The organism is Pseudomonas marincola (assembly GCF_900682675.2).
GTDB lineage: Bacteria > Pseudomonadota > Gammaproteobacteria > Pseudomonadales > Pseudomonadaceae > Aquipseudomonas > Aquipseudomonas marincola.
Map to the genome: position 1 here is coordinate 4,285,253 of NZ_LR215729.2, position 15,035 is coordinate 4,300,287.

The window sequence follows — 15,035 nt, forward strand, 5'->3', positions numbered from 1 at the left end:
CAGTAACCCCGGCGCTGTAAAACCACGAAACAGGTGCGCGACCATCACGCCGGCGCACCTTTTATTGGGATCAGACCTGACGGTAGATCACCGAGCCTTCATCCTTGAACCTCGCCGATTGCTCCTTGAAGCCGGCCTCGACTGCCTTACTTTCATCAGACAAGCCGTTGACCTTGGCGTAGTCGCGAACTTCCTGGGTGATTTTCATCGAACAGAACTTCGGCCCGCACATCGAGCAGAAATGCGCGACCTTGGCGGAGTCCTTCGGCAGCGTCTCATCGTGATAGCTGCGCGCCGTGTCCGGATCCAGCCCGAGGTTGAACTGATCTTCCCAGCGGAATTCGAAACGCGCTTTCGACAGGGCGTTGTCGCGAATCTGCGCGCCGGGATGGCCTTTCGCCAAGTCAGCGGCATGTGCGGCAATCTTGTAGGTGATGATGCCGGTCTTGACGTCATCCTTGTTCGGCAAGCCGAGGTGCTCTTTGGGTGTCACGTAGCACAGCATCGCGCAGCCGAACCAGCCGATCATTGCCGCACCGATACCCGAGGTAATGTGGTCATAGCCAGGTGCAATATCGGTGGTTAGCGGGCCGAGGGTATAGAACGGCGCCTCGTCACAGCACTCCAACTGCTTGTCCATGTTCTCTTTAATCATGTGCATCGGCACGTGGCCGGGGCCTTCGATCATGCACTGCACATCATGTTTCCAGGCGATCTTGGTCAGCTCGCCGAGGGTTTCCAGTTCGCCGAATTGCGCCGCATCGTTAGCGTCGGCAATCGAGCCCGGACGCAGGCCGTCACCCAGCGAGAAGCTGACGTCGTAGGCCTTCATGATTTCGCAGATTTCGTCGAAATGGGTGTAGAGGAAGTTCTCTTTATGGTGCGCCAGGCACCACTTGGCCATGATCGAGCCGCCGCGGGAAACAATGCCGGTCACACGCTTGGCTGTCAGCGGCACGTAACGCAGCAGCACACCAGCGTGAATGGTGAAGTAGTCGACGCCCTGCTCGGCTTGCTCGATGAGCGTATCGCGGAACAATTCCCAGGTCAGGTCTTCGGCCACGCCGTTTACCTTTTCCAGCGCCTGATAAATCGGCACCGTGCCAATCGGTACTGGCGAGTTACGGATGATCCACTCGCGGGTTTCGTGGATGTGCTTGCCGGTCGAGAGATCCATGACCGTATCGGAGCCCCAACGGATACCCCAGGTCAGCTTGGCCACCTCCTCTTCAATCGAGGAGCCCAGCGCCGAGTTGCCGATGTTGCCGTTGATCTTTACCAGAAAGTTGCGGCCGATAATCATCGGCTCAAGCTCGGTGTGGTTGATGTTGGCGGGGATAATTGCCCGGCCACGCGCAACTTCTTCACGAACGAATTCGGCGGTGATCTGCTTGGGAATCGCCGCGCCAAAGCTCTGCCCAGCGTGCTGCGCATCAAGCAGGCCGGCGGCACGCGCTTCCTGCAGTTTGAGGTTTTCGCGGATGGCGATGTATTCCATCTCAGGCGTGATGATGCCTTTGCGCGCGTAGTGCATCTGGCTGACGTTATGGCCAGGCTTGGCACGACGCGGATTGCGCACATGAGCGAAGCGCATCTTGGTCAATTCAGGGTCGGCAAGGCGTTCCTGACCGAAGCGCGAGCTGAGGCCCTCAAGCAATTCGGTGTCATTACGCTCGGCAATCCAGGCAGAGCGCACATCAGCCAGGCCTTTGCGCACATCAATCTGCACGGCAGGATCGGTATACGGACCCGACGTATCGTAGACCAGCACCGGCGCGTTGATTTCACCGCCGAACTCGGTCGGGGTTATGTCCAGGCTGATTTCGCGCATGGGCACACGGATGTCCGGGCGCGAACCTTCCACGTAGACTTTTCGCGACCGCGGGAAGGGCTGAATCGACTGTTGATCGACCTTGGCTGATTCGCTGAGGTTCTGCAGGCTATTTTGTTGTTGTACGCTCATCGACTAACACTCTCCTGAGTAGTATGTCGGAGCGAACTTGAACAGAGACGGGTGGCGCGGGGGGCACGGATTGAGTGCCGAGAGACTCATCATGGCAGGTGATGAGGACATCTTGTTCCCTACGCAGGCCTTAACCTGATCAGGTTCAACGGGATCCGGCAATATGCCAATCTCAGCCCCTCAATTAGGGCACCCCGACAAGAACGCGCTCAGTCTAAACAACTGTGCAGGTGAAAACCAAGCCCCTTGAGGCCAATTCGTCGTAAAGTGACTCACCGGCCGAGTTTTCATTGATTGTTGCTGTGAAGCAACATAGCTTGTTGCAAACTACACTCTCTGCGGCAGGGCCTCATCTTGACCCTTATGGCAGCTAACCTTAGCCTTGCTGACTAACATCGAACCTAGGAAAAACCAATGCTGCGCAGACTCACCTTGGCACTCGCTGTTGCCTCTGCTTCGGTAGGCTCGGCTTGGGCAGAACAAGCCCATGTCCCGCTGACAACTAAAACGGACCTGGTATCGGTCTATAACGAAGCAGCCAACAACAACGCTGATCTGGCAGCTGCGCGCGCTGACTATCAGGCGCGCCGCGAAGTTGTTCCTCAGGCGCGGGCGGGCTTACTGCCAAACCTGACGGGTGGCGCAACCGTGGGTAATACCCGGACCTCGCTCGACCAGCCTTCAACCACGCTGTCGCGCAGCGGCACCAGCTATCAGGCCAACCTGAGCCAGCCGCTGTTCCGTGCGGATCGCTGGTATCAACTGCAAGCTGCCGAAGCGACCAGCGAGCAGGCTGCACTGGATTTGTCCGCAACCGAACAGAACCTGATTCTGTCGAGCGCCGAGACTTACTTCGCCGTGCTGCGTGCGCAGGACACACTGGCATCAACCAAGGCCGAAGAAGCGGCGTTCAAGCGCCAACTCGATCAGTCCAATGAGCGCTTTGAAGTTGGCTTGTCAGACAAAACCGACGTACTCGAAGCGCAAGCCGGTTACGACACCGCACGCGCCAACCGGATTATTGCGCAGCGCCAGGTTGATGATGCTTTTCAAGCCTTGATGACCCTGACCAACCGCGACTACACCTCGATCGAAGGCATCAAGCACACGCTGCCAATCCTGGCCCCGACGCCAAATGATGCCAAGGCCTGGGTCGATACGGCTGCCGCGCAGAACCTCAATCTGCAAGCCAGCAACTTTGCCGTGGACGCTGCCAACGAAACCCTGCGCCAGCGCAAGGCCGGTCACGCGCCGACACTCGATGCAGTGGCCAGCTACGAGCAAGGCGACAACGACAGCCTTGGCTTTACCAACACCGGTATTCCGACAGGCGCTCAGCCGTACGGCAGCGATGTTTCGCAAACCACTCTCGGCCTGCAGTTGAATATCCCGATCTACAGCGGCGGCCTGACCAGCTCGCAAGTGCGCGAAGCCTATCAGCGCCTTGACCAGACCGAGCAACTGCGCGAAAGCCTGCGTCGCAAGATCGTTCAGGACACACGCAACTTCCACCGCGCCGTGAACACCGACGTAGAAACTGTACAGGCGCGTAAGCAGTCGATCATCTCCAACCAGAGCGCACTTGAGGCGACTCAAATCGGTTATCAGGTGGGCACGCGCAACATCGTTGACGTACTCGACGCCCAGCGTCAGCTGTACAGCTCGGTACGTAACTACAACGATGCCCGTTACGACTACATCCTCAACAACCTGCGCCTCAAGCAGGCCGCCGGCACCCTCAGTCCGGGCGACCTGGAAGCGCTGGGTGCTTACCTCAAGCCCGACTACAACCCGGATAAAGACTTCCTGCCGCCAGATCTGGCCAAAGCCGCCGAGGCGCAAATGCACGGCAATCCGCAGTACTGATTACTGCTGGTTTAAACAAAAAACCCGACTGCTGTCGGGTTTTTTATGGGCGGCTATTTTGATCAGCGTTTGAATAAGGCATCCAAGCCGTCAAGCAAGCGCTGCAGCGCGCCCTGATTGGCCTGCATCACCGCCAGACCGGCGCTGTGCATTGCCTCAGCCTGCTGCGGCTGCTGCCATAACTGCTTGAGTTGGACCGCCAGTTGCTCGCCACTGTCGACATCAAGCAAAGCGCCGGCACTGCGCAGCAACGCGGTAATTTCGAGAAAGTTGAACACATGCGGGCCCATCAGAATCGGCTTGCCCAGCGCAGCAGGTTCAAGCGGATTGTGCCCACCGCTGGCAATCAAGCTGCCGCCGACAAAGGCCAGGTCGGCCAGTGCGTACAAAAACAGCAACTCGCCCATGGTGTCGCCCAGTAACACCTGATGCTCGGCAGTCACAGCGGCGGCGGTTGAACGCCGCTGAGTGTTGAAACCTTCTCGTCGGCACAGCTCGAACACCGAGTTGAAACGTTCGGGATGACGCGGCACCAGAATCAACAGCGCTCGCGGATCACCTTCAAGCACCTGACGATGCGCCAGCAGTACCTGTTCATCCTCACCTTCGTGAGTACTCGCTGCAATCCATATCGGCCGATCCTGAGCCGCCCACTGCGCGCGTAACTCAGCCGCCCGGGCCAACAGCGCCGGGTCGATACGCAGATCAAACTTGATTGAACCGGTGACATCCACACACTCGGCGCGAGCGCCCAGATCACGGAAGCGCTGCGCTTCGGTCTGCGTTTGCACCGCAATCAGATCCAACTCGGCGAGCATCGGCGCTGTCAGTTTGGCGAAGCGCGCATAACCACGCGCCGAACGCTCGGAAAGCCGCGCATTGGCCAGCGCCACCGGAATACCGCGGCGCGCACATTGATGAATATGATTAGGCCACAGCTCTGTTTCCATGATCACCGCCAGCTTGGGCTGCAGTCGTTTAAGAAAACGCGCGGCCGCCCACGGCAAGTCATAAGGCATGTAGCAATGCTGCACACGGCCCTGATACTCGGCACCAGAAAACATGGCCTGAATACGCTCGGAACCGGTCGGCGTCATGCAGGTAATGGTGAGCGGCAGCTGTGGATAACGTTCCAGCAATTGGCGAATCATCGGCGCCGCGGCAATGCTTTCACCCACCGACACCGCATGCACCCAAATGCCGCCTGGCTGCAGCGGCGGCAGGCCAAAAGCAAACCGCTCAGCGATGCGTTTGGCGTACGCCGGGGCACGCCATGCACGCCAGGCCAGACGCACAGCAATCAGCGGTAAACCGAGGTAAAACAACAGACTATAAATTGATCGATTCATGGGCGCGCAGCTTAGCAGAGCGAACAATTTCCATCAGCCGATTGCCCGCAGATGCTCGGCAAAACTTTTACCCAGCCACTGCGCAGCCGGGCCCAGCGCTTCATCCCGACGCCTGACCAGTTCCACCACCAAAGGCGGCGGCGTCCAGTCGCAGGGCAATTCAACCAATTGACTGAGATACGTCGGGTAGCTTGCAACGTGGCGCGGCAACCAGGCCCAGCCCAGATTGCGCATCACCAATTCGGCCATGGCGTAAAAACTATCAGCCCGCCAGACAGAGGGGCTGAGCTGTTCACCGCCCGGATACTGACCCTCTTGTGGCGCCATGAGAAGCTGGCGGTGACGCGCCAACTCACGCCGGCCAATGTGCGTCGCTTGAGCCAGAGGGTGATTGGCTGCGCATACCGTGACCATCTCGATCGTGCCCAAACGCTGGCGCTCAAGCGCATCGGGCATCTTCTCGTGGTTGAACAACAAGCCCAGATCGGCCCGGCGCTCCAGCAGCTTATTGGCAACTTCACCTTGAGCGCCGCTTGCCAGTTGCACCTCCAGCAGCGGAAACGCCTGAGACAGTGACTCCAAACTGTCGAGCACCGGCTGATACGGCATGGCCTCATCCTGTGCCAGGCGCAAGCACGCCTCCTCGCCCCGGCTCAGGCCCAGCGCTCGCCCTTCAAGGCGCTGGCATTGGTGCAAGACATCCCGCGCTTCGGCCAACAACGCACTGCCTGCGGCGGTTAACACTGGCTGGCGACCACTGCTGCGCTCGAACAGGGTTACACCCAGATCGGCTTCCAGCATGGCAATCGCCGAACTCACCGCCGACTGCACGCGATTCATCTGCCGCGCCACAGCCGAAAACGACCGGCCCTCGGCAACCCCAACAAACAGACGCAACTGTTCAAGATTCCACTGCATACCCATCTCCATAGCAGATAGGCAATCACTTTATCCCATCATGTAAATGACTAGAATCGCTCAATCGAAAAGGAGACTGATTATGTCCGGTTACTTGTATCTGGCGATTGCCATAACCGCTGAAGTGATTGCGACGACCTCGATGAAAGCGCTCAACGGCTTCAGCAAGCCATTGCCGTTGCTGCTGGTGGTCGTTGGCTACGCGATTTCGTTCTGGATGCTCAGCCTGGTGGTCAAAACCATTCCGGTGGGCGTTGCCTATGCCGTGTGGGCCGGTCTGGGCATTGTGCTGGTGAGTATTGCTGCCGCCGTGCTTTACCAGCAGACGCTGGATTTAGCTGCAATCGCGGGCATGGCGCTGATTATTGCGGGGGTTGTGGTTATTCAAATGTTTTCTCGGTCAGTCGGGCACTGAGATCAAGAGTTGTAACCTTCGCCCGCGCTATACTGGGAGCCTGTTTGACTGTTGAGGCGTTCACATGTCCCAAGCTCTGAGTACCGACGTGCTAATCGTTGGTGGCGGTATCGCAGGCCTATGGCTCAATGCGCGGTTGCGCCGTGAAGGCTATGCCACGCTGCTACTGGAAAACGCCACACTGGGTGGCGGCCAGAGTGTAGCTTCGCAAGGCATCATCCACGGCGGCGCGAAGTACGCGCTGCACGGAGCACTGACTGGCGCCTCCGAAGCCATCGCCGATATGCCACGGCGTTGGCGCGAAGCGATCGCCGGCAACGGCGAAATCGACCTGAGCGGTGTACGCCTGCTTTCCGATGCGCATTATTTATGGTCGCCAGGCAGCCTTGCCGGCAATCTCACCAGCTTCTTTGCCAGCAAAGCCGTGCGCGGCCGGGTTGATCAGGTCAAAGGGGATCAGTTGCCACCGGCCCTGCAAGACCGCAAGTTCAAGGGCAAGGTTTATCGCCTGGCCGAGTTGGTGCTGGATGTGCCAAGCCTGATTACCCGGCTCGCCGAACTCAGCGCCAATAGCCTGCTGGCCTGTAAGGTGATTGAACCGCTGCATGAAAACCAGCAACTGGTGGGCCTGCGCGTAGACGGCCGGGAAATTCGCGCCCAGCGTATCGTGCTCAGCGCCGGCAGCGGCACAGCCGAACTGCTGACTGCGCTCGGCCTGAACAAGCCTGAGCAACAATTACGCCCACTGCACATGGTGCTGGCCAAAGGGCCATCGCTAAAGCCCTTGTATGCCCATTGCCTGGGTGGCGGTCCCAAGCCACGCGTCACCGTAACCACTCATCCTTGCTCAGACGGCGAATGGGTGTGGTACATGGGCGGCGACATCGCCGAAGCCAGTGGCGTGGCGCGCTCGCCAGATGAGCAGATTCAAGCGGCGCAAACTGAAATGGCCTCGCTGTTGCCATGGATCGACCTGAGCACCGCCAAATGGGCGACGTTCCGGGTTGATCGCGCCGAACCGGCGCAATCCAGCCTGATGCGGCCAGACAATGCATTTCTCGCTGATGAAGGAGCACTGATCGTCGGCTGGCCGACCAAGCTGGCGCTGGCACCAGACTTTGCTGATCGGGTAATGGCGAGCCTGAAACGCGATGCCATCGTCCCAGCCGAGCATCCAGCATTACCTGAACTCAAGCAGCCTGAAGTCGCCCAGCCAATCTGGGAGCACATGTTCGCATGAGCAGCCTGCATCACCTGCACCGGCCATTGGGCAATAGCGGCTTGCAGGTTTCTCCGCTAGGCCTCGGCACCGTCAAGATTGGCCGCGATCAGGGCGTCAAATACCCGAATGGCTTCACCATTCCCGACGACGCCAGCGTGCGCCAGTTACTCGCCCAGGCGCGCGATCTTGGCATCAACCTGCTCGACACCGCGCCCGCTTATGGCAATAGCGAAACCCGACTCGGCCCGCTGCTGCGCGGGCAACGTCAGGACTGGGTCATCGTCAGCAAGGTTGGCGAAGAGTTCGACAACGGCCTCTCCTCTTTCGATTTCAGCCCGGCCCACACGCGCTACTCCGTCGAGCGCAGCCTGCAACGGCTGGAGACGGACTACATCGACATGTTGTTGGTGCATTCAGACGGCAACGACGTCGATATTCTGCAAAACAGCGGGATCTACCAAACCCTGCTGGCACTGAAACAGGAAGGCAAGATTCGCGGTTTCGGCCTGTCAGGAAAAACCGTGGCGGGTGGGCTGCTGGCGCTGGAGCAAGGCGACTGCGCAATGGTTACTTACAACCTTAATGAGCAGGCCGAATTGCCGGTGCTGGATTATGCGGCCGAGCACGGCAAGGCAATCCTTATCAAGAAAGCCCTCGCCAGCGGGCACGCCTGCCTCGCTCCTGGTGCTGACCCGATACGCGCCAGCTTCGAACTGATATTTGCCCATCCGGCGGTTAGCAGCGCAATCATTGGCACCATCAACGCAAAACATCTATCTTCGAATGTCGCAATGGCCGCCGAGGTGATTCAGGCTTTACGCTGAGACACAGCCCTCGGAGCTGACTGAATACCGGCGCACGCACTCACGGGCGCCGAAAACAACAGAGCAGAAGCCTAAAGGAGCGCAAATGTCGCGTACGTTAATTCGCAAAGATCCTAACGCCTTTAAAACATTGCCACTGTTTGTTGAGGCCGACCCGGACGGGCTGGCTTATTCGAGCCTGGGCCGCCCGCTTAACTTCAGGGAAATGCTCGAGCGGCGCACCACCATTGAAATCGAAGACAACCAGCGCTTTGCCGTGGAACTGGCGAATCTCGGGGTCTCTGTACGCTTGACGCTGAACTGGCAAGGGCGTGATTACTGGGTGTTAGTACGCCAGCGCCGAGCCGACCGCGGCGATGTCGTGCTAAAACTGATTTCCGGCTACGTGCCAGCCCACGAACTCAACTTGCCGCTGCTCACCGCCATTCAGGAAGTCGCAGAAGAGTGCCTGATGGAAACGCCTGAAGGCTGGCTGGCCGGACGCTTTGGCGAGACTTGGCTGCCGACGCCGTATCAAGGCGTGCTGCACTACCGTGAAGCGGTTAATTTCCGTCTCGGATCGCTATCGGGGGCAGCTCGCCCGGTGCGTTGCAGCAACCTGACGCTATTGGAGCGCCCGCGCGCGTATGTGCACTTGCCAACGGCCTCGCTGCAACTGGTGTACGACATGCGCATGGAACTGCCCAAGGAAGTCAAACAGCTGAGCCTGTTCCATGCCGATGAATGCCTTGAAGATGGCACCCTGGTCGCACGTCTGGACCGTAGCAAGCCCGACCTGTATCTGATCGCATTGGAAGATGGCAAACCCACCGCCGAATTGCTGACCTTGAAAAAGGGTGAGCTAAGCCCGGCGAGTACCCGCGGCGTCTGGCTGGCAGAGAGCTTTGCCGCTCAGGACGGCTGGGTGGTTCGCGATGAACGAATCCGCTGGAAGGACTGGGCAAAATCGCAACAACTCAAGGCGCCAACTGCCAAGAGTCCAGCAAAGCCCAAACCGGCAGGAGCCGCTGACTTCAAGCAACCGCAAGCACGTCAGGGCTAGAGCCTGTAGCCGGTAATCCGCAACCTAGCGGGTTACCGGCACAGCATTTAACGGTTGCGGATTTTCTCGACGATGGCAGTGGTCGAGCTGTTCTCAACCAGGCTCAGTACCCGCACTTCGCCGCCGTAGGCATTTACGATGTCCGCCCCAACGACCTGATCGATCGAGTAGTCACCGCCCTTGACCAGCACATCAGGCTGCACTTGCTTGAGCAGACGCTCGGGCGTGTCCTCGCTGAAGCTCACCACCCAATCAACTGCGCCCAGGCCCGCCAAAACAGCCATACGCCGATCGACCGAGTTGATAGGTCGGCCCGGCCCTTTCAGGCGACTGACAGAGCCATCATCGTTAACTGCCAGCACCAAACGATCACCTTGCGCACGCGCCTGCTCAAGGTAAGTCACGTGGCCTGCATGCAGAATGTCGAAACAGCCATTGGTGAAGACGATCTTCTCGCCATGCGCGCGCGCATCCTCAATCGCGATCAGCAACTGATCGAGGCTCAACACGCCGCGCTCAGAACCTTGTTCCCGCTGCACAGCACGACGCAACTCCGGCGCACTGATCGCCGCCGTACCCAGCTTGCCAACCACGATACCGGCAGCCAGATTGGCCAGGGCAACGGCTTGCGGCAACTCTTCGTCGGCCGCCAACGCCGCTGCCAGCGTGGAAATAACCGTATCGCCAGCGCCAGTCACATCAAACACTTCACGCGCCCGCGCAGGCAGATGCAGCGGTGCATGGCTTGGACGCAGCAACGTCATGCCGTGTTCACCACGGGTCACCAGAAGCGCGCCCAACTCCAGTTCACGCATCAGAGCGGCACCCTTGCTGACCAACTGCGCTTCATCTTCACAGCGACCGACTATCGCCTCGAACTCGCTGAGGTTCGGGGTGATCAGGCTCGCGCCACGGTAGATGGAGAAATCTTTACCCTTGGGGTCGGCCAGCACCGGAATATTGCGTTTGCGCGCCAACTGCACCAGCGCCTGATGATTTTTCAGTGCGCCCTTGCCGTAATCCGACAGCACCAGCACTTTAACCCCGTCGAGCAGGGAATCGACCATTTTAGCCAACGCATCGGTGTCGGTATTGAAGGGTTCTTCGAAGTCCATGCGCAGCAACTGCTGATGACGGCTCATGACCCGCAGCTTGACGATGGTGGGCTGGTCTTCGATACGCTGGAAGTGGGTTCTGACGCCAATCGCCTCAAGACTGTCGGTGAGGCTTTCAGCGGCTTCATCCTCACCGGTAACACCGACCAGAATTGCCGGTGCGCCCAGCGCCGCAATATTCAACGCAACGTTGGCAGCGCCACCGGGACGGTCTTCGATCTGCTCAACCTTGACCACCGGAACCGGCGCCTCTGGCGAGATACGTGAAGTACCGCCATGCCAGTAGCGGTCGAGCATGACATCGCCGACCACCAGAACCGGGGCTTGATCAAAACGGGGCATGGACAACTTCATGTGAACTCCGAAGCCTTTAAGTAGCGGTTTCTTAGTTTATCAGGCGAATCAGCACAGACCAGTACAAACCTGGTGATCGGGATCAGCCGACAAGCTGCGCCAAATGGCAGGACGCACGCAGCTTGCCGTTGTGGTGTCAGACGTTTTCAGACTCGGGCTCATCCAGTCCCAGCGCATGCAGGCGGGCGTAATAGCCATTCATCGCCAGCAGCTCGGCATGAGTGCCGCGCTCGACAATCTGCCCCTGCTCCATCACCAGAATCTGATCGGCCTTCTCGATAGTCGACAAACGGTGAGCGATCACCAGCGTCGTCCGGCCTTTCATAACTGAATCCAGCGCGGCCTGAATATGCCGCTCAGATTCGGTATCCAGCGCCGAAGTCGCTTCGTCGAGCACCAGAATCGGCGCGTCCTTCAACAGCGCACGGGCAATCGCCAAACGCTGGCGCTGACCGCCAGAGAGCAATACGCCGTTCTCGCCCACTTCTGTGTCGAGGCCTTCCGGCAGCTTATCGATAAACTCTTTGGCATACGCTGCCTCTACCGCACGCTCGATGTCTTCACGCGGCGCACCGGCAAGATCACCGTAGGCAATGTTGTTGGCAACGGAATCGTTGAACAGCGTCACCTGCTGGGTCACCAGCGCGATATGCCGACGCAGGTTACGCAGGGTGTACTCTTCGATATCGACGCCATCAAGCAGGATCTGCCCGGTTTCATGGTGATAGAAGCGCGGAATCAGGTTAGCCAGTGTCGACTTGCCGCTGCCGGAGCGTCCTACCAGAGCAATCATCTGGCCGGGTTCCGCGACAAAATTAATGTCGTGAAGCACGGCCTTCTCGGTACCTGGATACTGGAAGCTGAGGCCTTTGACCTCCAGACGACCGGTTGCCTTTTCGACCTCGACTGAACCGCTGTCGACTTCCGGCGACTCATCAAGCTGCTCAAAGATGCTGTCCGCCGCTGCCAGGCCTTTCTGGATGGTGGCGCTCACCTCAGACAACTGGCGAATCGGCTTGGGCAGCAGACCCGCAGCCGTGATGTAAGCCACCAGATCACCGGCAGTCGCATCGCCGCGAAGATACAAGACCAGGAACATCAGAACAGCCATCGCAACATAGATGACCAACTGCAGCATCGGGGTGTAAACCGCGCCAGTCTTGGTCATTTTCAACTGCTTGAAGGTGTTGTCACGGCTCGCAGTCTCGAAACGCTCAGACTCATAAGTCTCGCCGCCAAAGCTGCGCACTACGCGATAGCCCTGAATGGTTTCCGAGGCCACGTGTGTCACGTCCCCCATCGCCACCTGGATTTTCTTGCTCTGTTTGCGGAATTTTTTGCTGGCACTGCCAACCATCAGCGCAATAACCGGCAGGATCGCCAGCATGACCATGGTCAACTGCCAGTTCATCCACAACAGGTAGATAAACAGGAAGACCACCGTCAACCCTTCGCGGATAACCACCTTGATCGCATCAGTGGCAGCCCCTGTGACCATGGTCACGTTGAAGGTGATGCGTGAGATCAGATGACCCGAGTTGTGACTGTCGAAGTAACGATTGGGCAGATTCAACAAGCTGTCGAATAACGCCGTGCGCAAATCGTGCACCAGGCTCAACGACACCTTGGCCAGATAATAGTTACCCAGAAACGAGCCAAGACCCTGCCAGGCTGCAATCAAGACGATTAGCAGCGGCACCGCCTGCAGCAGTTCGAGGTCTTGCAGGTAAGGGACTGTCGGGAAAAGCACCGCTTGCGGATTGGACAAGCCATCAACGAAGTACTTGAGAATTCCAGCGAGCATCGGCTGCGTCGAAGCAAAAATCACGTAGCCGACGATACTCAACCCAAAGTAGCCGACGTAAGGTTTTACGTAGCTGAGCAGGCGGAAATAAATTTTTAGACTGGTAGAGACAGGGGTTTTATCGCTCATAGGGCTCGACGCGCCGGTAGGGTAAAAAAGTATATCACAGGGCCTCAAAGACTAGAGCCAAGCATGCTGCAAGCAACGAAATTGCAGCACAAACTGCAAACTAAGCCGACAAAAGCTTCATCTTGCGGACAGATCAATTATGCTACGCCCCTTTCTAACAACCCCTTCCAGACAATGCAATCTTCCCCAACGCTCCTGGCAGCAACTCAAACTAGGCTATATACGTTGATCGCCCAGTACTGGCTGCCCCTTGGCTATTTTTTGCTGCTGACCGGGATGATCTGGCTGCCGGAACTCAGTACCCATACCAAGCTTTACTATGGCTTCTTTGCATTTCCGGCGTTGCTGGGACTGATAGTTAAGCCGAGTTTGTTCAAGACGCTGTTACGCGAGCCGATCATAGTGTTCTTTTTGCTGCTGGCCGCACTGATGATTCTGAGCCTTGACTGGTCGCAAGAGCACAGCCCTGCAAGCCTGACCAAGCGGCCACTGTATATATTCATGCTGTTTGCCGGCTGCGCGATCATTGCCTGTCGGGATGTAAAACTCTTGCTGACAACCCTGCGCGTCAGCGCTGTGGTCATGTCGTTGGGCGCGGTTTACAACCTCATCCAATTTCTGCCTAACGCCACTGCGGATGCACGCCTAGTAGGCACTGGGACACTGCGCAACCCACTGCTTTCTTCGCACGTATTCGGTTTCTTCTGCGCCTACTGGCTCGCGACATGGGCAACGTCTCAGGGCCGTAATAGCTGGATCGCAATTCTGCTCGCTCTGCCGTTGCTGGCAGCTGTGCTTGAGACCGGCTCACGAACGCCACTGCTGGCAATTTTTGCAGTAGCGCTTTGGCTGATGATGATTACCGGCAAAAAAGGCCTGTACGTGTTTGCCTCTGTTTGTTTGGCGGGTGTTGCGCTGTACTTTGTTGCGCCCGATATCCTGATGGAGCGCGGTTTGTCTTACCGGCCACATATCTGGCAACAGGCCCTAGAGCAGGCACAGGAAAAACTCTGGTTTGGCTACGGTTATCAGAGCGAGTTCATATTCACGATTCCCGGCATGCAACAACTGGAAGACCCGCACAACGTTGAACTTGCCGTACTGCTACATCTGGGGCTTATCGGGCTGATAATCTGGGCGGCGATGTACTTCGCCCTATTGCGCAAAACCCTGCAGCTTCGCCACGACGCAGCGATTCAACTGGCGTCTGCACTGGTGTGTTACGGGGTATTCGCAGGATTAACCGAAGGCAGTTCGTTTATCTCGCGTCCCAACGAGAACTGGTACCTGATCTGGATTCCACTCGCGCTGTTTGCCGCCCTGTCCATTCGCCAACGCGTGCAGAACGACACATGACGACCCTGACCCAAGCACAGCTGCAAGCCAAACTAGAAGGCTCACAGACTATCGAGGAAGACGGCTACGGTCTTAAAGTTGCCCGGCTTGCCGATGGCAGCTTCCTTAAGCTCTTTCGTCGCAAGCGTCTTTTGTCGTCTTCGTTGTGGGCACCGCCGTCAGTGCGCTTTGCACGCAATGCCGCACGCCTGATAGCACTGGGTATCCCAGCACCCATCACGCTCGATTTGATTGTTGTGCCCGAGTTGCAACTCAACGGTTTGCAGTACGAACCAGTCGCTGGCGAAACCCTGCGCAGTTACTGGCGCACTTTGACCCAGGAGCAGTTGCCAAACGAGCTGTTTCGGTTCGGCAACTTCCTCGGCCAGTTGCATGAGTCCGGGGTTTACTTCCGCTCGCTACATCTGGGCAACGTACTGATCATGCCCGACCAGCAATTTGCCCTGATTGATGTGTCCGATATGAAGATATTCTCGCGCCCGCTCTCATTCTGGCAGCGCACGCGAAATGTCCAGCATATGGTGCGGTACAAGGAAGACACGACCTGGCTGGCCGACGAACATCTCGACTCGCTGGTGCAGGGCTACGCCCAATCCGCCGGCAACAAAGCCGCTGCCCGGCTAAACCACGCGTTTACCAGCCGCAAGCAAGCAGCCACGTAGCCGCCAACAAAATCTG

General features: G+C 58.0%; 12 protein-coding genes and 1 riboswitch. Of the genes, 7 read left to right on the forward strand and 5 right to left on the reverse strand.

The annotated features are described in order from the left end of the window. Positions 1-70: 70 nt before the first annotated feature. Positions 71-1,963 (reverse strand): phosphomethylpyrimidine synthase ThiC, encoded by a 1,893-nt coding sequence (gene thiC / locus PMYSY11_RS19635; protein WP_069898310.1) that lies wholly within the window; start codon positions 1,961-1,963, stop codon positions 71-73. A 99-nt stretch (positions 1,964-2,062) separates the two neighbouring features. Then, a riboswitch (TPP riboswitch) is annotated at positions 2,063-2,170 on the reverse strand. A gap of 207 nt (positions 2,171-2,377) precedes the next feature. Here thiC and PMYSY11_RS19640 point away from each other — a divergent pair. Beyond that, a complete protein-coding gene (locus PMYSY11_RS19640; protein WP_069898311.1) occupies positions 2,378-3,829 on the forward strand; it encodes a TolC family outer membrane protein in 1,452 nt (483 codons plus the stop codon). Between the two features lie 62 nt (positions 3,830-3,891). Here the strand turns inward: PMYSY11_RS19640 and waaA are convergent, their stop codons facing one another. Beyond that, a complete protein-coding gene (gene waaA / locus PMYSY11_RS19645) occupies positions 3,892-5,178 on the reverse strand; it encodes a lipid IV(A) 3-deoxy-D-manno-octulosonic acid transferase (RefSeq protein WP_150547788.1) in 1,287 nt (428 codons plus the stop codon). A 33-nt stretch (positions 5,179-5,211) separates the two neighbouring features. Beyond that, positions 5,212-6,096, reverse strand: coding sequence for a LysR family transcriptional regulator (locus PMYSY11_RS19650; protein WP_069898313.1), 885 nt, complete (start codon positions 6,094-6,096; stop codon positions 5,212-5,214). 82 nt (positions 6,097-6,178) lie between these two features. Here PMYSY11_RS19650 and PMYSY11_RS19655 point away from each other — a divergent pair, with 82 nt between their 5' ends. From PMYSY11_RS19655 to PMYSY11_RS19670, 4 genes are all read left to right on the forward strand, one after another. Beyond that, a complete protein-coding gene (locus PMYSY11_RS19655) occupies positions 6,179-6,511 on the forward strand; it encodes a DMT family transporter (protein ID WP_150547789.1) in 333 nt (110 codons plus the stop codon). A gap of 64 nt (positions 6,512-6,575) precedes the next feature. Continuing rightward, positions 6,576-7,751 (forward strand): NAD(P)/FAD-dependent oxidoreductase, encoded by a 1,176-nt coding sequence (locus PMYSY11_RS19660; protein ID WP_150547790.1) that lies wholly within the window; start codon positions 6,576-6,578, stop codon positions 7,749-7,751. Beyond that, a complete protein-coding gene (locus PMYSY11_RS19665) occupies positions 7,748-8,557 on the forward strand; it encodes an aldo/keto reductase (protein WP_150547791.1) in 810 nt (269 codons plus the stop codon). Before PMYSY11_RS19660 ends, PMYSY11_RS19665 begins: the two co-directional genes overlap by 4 nt. An 85-nt stretch (positions 8,558-8,642) precedes the next feature. Next, complete coding sequence (locus PMYSY11_RS19670; RefSeq protein ID WP_069898317.1) at positions 8,643-9,599, forward strand: metal ABC transporter ATPase; 957 nt, start codon at positions 8,643-8,645, stop codon at positions 9,597-9,599. 47 nt (positions 9,600-9,646) lie between these two features. On the opposite strand, the gene hldE is transcribed toward PMYSY11_RS19670, so the two are convergent. Next, a complete protein-coding gene (hldE, locus tag PMYSY11_RS19675) occupies positions 9,647-11,068 on the reverse strand; it encodes a bifunctional D-glycero-beta-D-manno-heptose-7-phosphate kinase/D-glycero-beta-D-manno-heptose 1-phosphate adenylyltransferase HldE (protein ID WP_150547792.1) in 1,422 nt (473 codons plus the stop codon). 136 nt (positions 11,069-11,204) lie between these two features. Continuing rightward, entirely contained in the window at positions 11,205-13,001 is a 1,797-nt protein-coding gene (gene msbA, locus PMYSY11_RS19680) for a lipid A export permease/ATP-binding protein MsbA (protein WP_069898319.1), read from the reverse strand. A 225-nt stretch (positions 13,002-13,226) separates the two neighbouring features. Here msbA and PMYSY11_RS19685 point away from each other — a divergent pair, with 225 nt between their 5' ends. Beyond that, positions 13,227-14,357 carry an O-antigen ligase family protein gene (locus tag PMYSY11_RS19685; RefSeq protein WP_239655507.1) on the forward strand — a complete coding sequence of 377 codons (1,131 nt, stop codon included), beginning with the start codon at positions 13,227-13,229 and terminating at the stop codon, positions 14,355-14,357. Then, entirely contained in the window at positions 14,354-15,019 is a 666-nt protein-coding gene (locus PMYSY11_RS19690) for a BUD32 family EKC/KEOPS complex subunit (protein ID WP_150547794.1), read from the forward strand. The genes PMYSY11_RS19685 and PMYSY11_RS19690 overlap by 4 nt, the downstream gene beginning before the upstream one ends. The last annotated feature ends 16 nt before the right edge of the window (positions 15,020-15,035 follow it).

Coding starts and splice junctions, on each gene's coding strand:
- thiC (WP_069898310.1), bottom strand. CDS start 1,963: ATGAGCGTACAACAACAAAATAGCCTGCAGAACCTCAGCGAATCAGCC.
- PMYSY11_RS19640 (WP_069898311.1), top strand. CDS start 2,378: ATGCTGCGCAGACTCACCTTGGCACTCGCTGTTGCCTCTGCTTCGGTA.
- waaA (WP_150547788.1), bottom strand. CDS start 5,178: ATGAATCGATCAATTTATAGTCTGTTGTTTTACCTCGGTTTACCGCTG.
- PMYSY11_RS19650 (WP_069898313.1), bottom strand. CDS start 6,096: ATGCAGTGGAATCTTGAACAGTTGCGTCTGTTTGTTGGGGTTGCCGAG.
- PMYSY11_RS19655 (WP_150547789.1), top strand. CDS start 6,179: ATGTCCGGTTACTTGTATCTGGCGATTGCCATAACCGCTGAAGTGATT.
- PMYSY11_RS19660 (WP_150547790.1), top strand. CDS start 6,576: ATGTCCCAAGCTCTGAGTACCGACGTGCTAATCGTTGGTGGCGGTATC.
- PMYSY11_RS19665 (WP_150547791.1), top strand. CDS start 7,748: ATGAGCAGCCTGCATCACCTGCACCGGCCATTGGGCAATAGCGGCTTG.
- PMYSY11_RS19670 (WP_069898317.1), top strand. CDS start 8,643: ATGTCGCGTACGTTAATTCGCAAAGATCCTAACGCCTTTAAAACATTG.
- hldE (WP_150547792.1), bottom strand. CDS start 11,068: ATGAAGTTGTCCATGCCCCGTTTTGATCAAGCCCCGGTTCTGGTGGTC.
- msbA (WP_069898319.1), bottom strand. CDS start 13,001: ATGAGCGATAAAACCCCTGTCTCTACCAGTCTAAAAATTTATTTCCGC.
- PMYSY11_RS19690 (WP_150547794.1), top strand. CDS start 14,354: ATGACGACCCTGACCCAAGCACAGCTGCAAGCCAAACTAGAAGGCTCA.